The organism is Duganella sp. Root198D2 (assembly GCF_001428585.1).
In the GTDB taxonomy this organism is placed as follows: Bacteria; Pseudomonadota; Gammaproteobacteria; order Burkholderiales; family Burkholderiaceae_D; genus Rugamonas.
Map to the genome: position 1 here is coordinate 1 of NZ_LMIC01000041.1, position 2,649 is coordinate 2,649.

Here is a 2,649-nt window from a genome sequence, read left to right on the forward strand (position 1 = left end):
CCGACGTGCCCTAACAGCCAGATCGATTCGTTGCTGCCATTCCCGAACTCTACGCAGTCTTAATCGAGCTGCCTAGGTGGCAGCGTTGGACGCTTACGCCCTTCCGATCTACTGCGCTACCAGTTCGAGACCGTGTCGCGCATGTCGGAGCATGAACAGGAAATGGTGCGTGAATTGCTCGACGCCGTCATCGTCAAGAACCAGGTCGCCGGTGCGCTCGAACGCGTCAACAAACCGGCAGCTAAGGAGAAGAAGCCCGGGCGCGAGCAGCGCAAGGCTTGAGGTCGGCGGGCCGACCCAGTACAACGCACAGCGGCAAAGGACGATGAGGTCTTTTCTTAGCCGCAAATAAACAAAGCCGCCCCGAACCCGCGCATGACGCAGCGGGTTGGGGACGGCTTTTTTTAAAGTTAAAGGGAGCTACTCGTCACTCCACCATACAGTACGGTCGTGCTCGTGTCGCAATGGCAGACTTGACCCTCTTGTTCCTGCTGTCAATATCCTCAGAACACCCAACTATTTCAATTGATTCAAAAAATCAAGTTGTTTGTTCAGTGTTCGCACACACGCCTGATTTCCCGATTCAATAATTCTAACTTCATTCTCTCGAATCTCTTTATCTAGCTTCGAAAGTATTTCGATATTCAACACTGCCTGATAAGCAAATGACATCACCTCTAGCGCATCATTTTTATTAAAAAAGTTACAATTATTTATTAAATGAAGCAAACCCATAAAAACATCCCACACTCCTGTTGGCAATGGCCCATCGACAAATTCATTCAATTCTTTTGAATAAGTCTCTAGATCACTAGCGCCACTCTTGAGGCCCTTCAAACTCGACTCAACTAAATATTGTTGATTTCCGTCCAGTGCCCTTTCGAAATAGGATCCATATTCATTCAAAACGTCTTCTAAGCACACTAACGCTAGCCCCACGCGTTGCTTCGAATTGAACTTTTCCAACTCATGCTCATGCTCCTTCCAGACAATATCCCAATGCAACATATTCTACTCACCTTTCCTTGGCCCAATCAATGTAACTCCAGGTGTCGCATCAATCCTTCCTCCACAGTCTTGCCGGCCAGGACCACATGCAGGACGAGAAGGCGCGATCCGTGCCGCCTTTTCAAGTCCAATCTTCCCATTATTTTCCGCCCAATTCAACAGAATTTGTTCCGCATCAGTTTGATTAGGTCCGGTGTTTTCTTTTCCAAAAATGCGGGTGTAGCCCAATTCATCAGCTTTATCTCGCATCGCCTTACTCGTCCTGTTATTACTAACGGAGTAAACCAGCTCCCCGTCAAATTCGCCAGTTGCGACTGTAGCACCATTGCGTGCCCTCTCGCCTTTCAACATGCTGTGAATTTCCTTTGCATCCACAGCTAATTGTTTAGATGACTTAGAAACGTCAGGAATGCCATTTTCCCTTTTCATCGAACTAGTCACTGGCTGAGCCGAACGCGAGGCAGTTGCCTTTGTTGCAGCAACTTCCAATTGTTTCCCTTCGACAGTCAAACGTGCGTTTTGTGGCGCGTTCGCCATTGCCGGCGCTGACGGTGCCATTACAGTGGCTGTTCGCGACTCCAATTCAGCGATTTTCTCCGCTGCTTGGATCTCTGCCTTTGCTGCCTGAGCCGTGCGTGTTGCTGCGTCTCGGCCAGCACTCGTGATGCCGGGCATTGGAGCACCGCTTGCTACACCTCCTGCAACCGCAGCGCCTTCAACAGCCAATACAGTTGCCTCAATCGGATGGACTACCGCTGCTCCTATAACGCCATGCGCTCTAACAGCATTAGCTATGCCAACCAAAGCCCTCCCAGTAGCCATCGCAACAGCGCCCACTTCTGCAGCGACTGGCACAACCAAAGGCCCCAATGCCATCGCGGCCACCACCGCCACCGCAGGTTTTTGTAGCGGCGCGTAAATAGCACCGCGACCATTCTCCATATCGTTGCGATGCTGTTCAACAAACCGATCCGTGGCCTCGTACCCATTCAAGTCGACATACACGGTTGGATTGCCATACGCATAGAGATAGTGATGCAGCGACAGCGGAGTCTTCCAGTCGCCCTCATATGGGTCTTGCGTAATGAAGCGCCCCAGTTGCGGGTCGTAATAACGCGCCTGGAAGTACACCAGGCCCGTCTCCGCATCCATCTGGTGGCCGGTGTAGCCAAACTTGTTGGCGCTCTGGCCGGTCGCTTCGGTGATGTTGCCGAAGGCGTCGTAAACAATTTCGCTCTTCAGCTTGCCGGTGCCGTCGGTGGTGGCGACGATCGAACCCAGCGCATCGCGGTGCAATGCCTGGCTGCCGTCGTCGCGGTGCCACATGCCGACCGGGTGGCGGCCGTCGTTGTCGTAACGGGCGATGACTTCGCCGCCGCTGTCGCGGTCCTGGAATGCATTGCGGCCATCCCACAGGGTGCGCAGCTTGACCGGTGGTGCGCCCGGCTGCAGCGGGTCCTTGGCTTCCTTCTCGATGCGCAGGCCAAGGTGGTCGTTGCTGTAGCGGCCCAGCGTGGTGCCGTTGCGCGCTACCGAGATCAGGTTGTCGTTGCCGTTGTAGCGGTAGATGGTGCTATCGCTGCCCTGCTTCTTCTCGGTCAGGTTGCCTTCGCCGTCGTAGTTCAGCGTGGTGATCACGCC

General features: G+C 53.4%; 3 protein-coding genes. 1 reads left to right on the top strand and 2 read right to left on the bottom strand.

From position 1 onward, the window contains the following. Nucleotides 1-132: 132 nt before the first annotated feature. The gene (locus tag ASE26_RS31240) at nt 133-282 is read left to right on the top strand and encodes a hypothetical protein (protein ID WP_200960832.1); all 150 of its coding nucleotides are present in this window, start codon (nt 133-135) and stop codon (nt 280-282) included. Nucleotides 283-516: 234 nt separating this feature from the next. On the opposite strand, the gene ASE26_RS21860 is transcribed toward ASE26_RS31240, so the two are convergent. Next, nucleotides 517-1,008 (bottom strand): hypothetical protein, encoded by a 492-nt coding sequence (locus tag ASE26_RS21860; RefSeq protein WP_057246943.1) that lies wholly within the window; start codon nt 1,006-1,008, stop codon nt 517-519. Nucleotides 1,009-1,011: 3 nt separating this feature from the next. Continuing rightward, on the bottom strand, nt 1,012-2,649 hold a 1,638-nt coding region (locus ASE26_RS21865; protein WP_304438654.1), incomplete at its 5' end, for an RHS repeat-associated core domain-containing protein.

Coding starts and splice junctions, on each gene's coding strand:
- ASE26_RS21860 (WP_057246943.1), bottom strand. CDS start 1,008: ATGTTGCATTGGGATATTGTCTGGAAGGAGCATGAGCATGAGTTGGAA.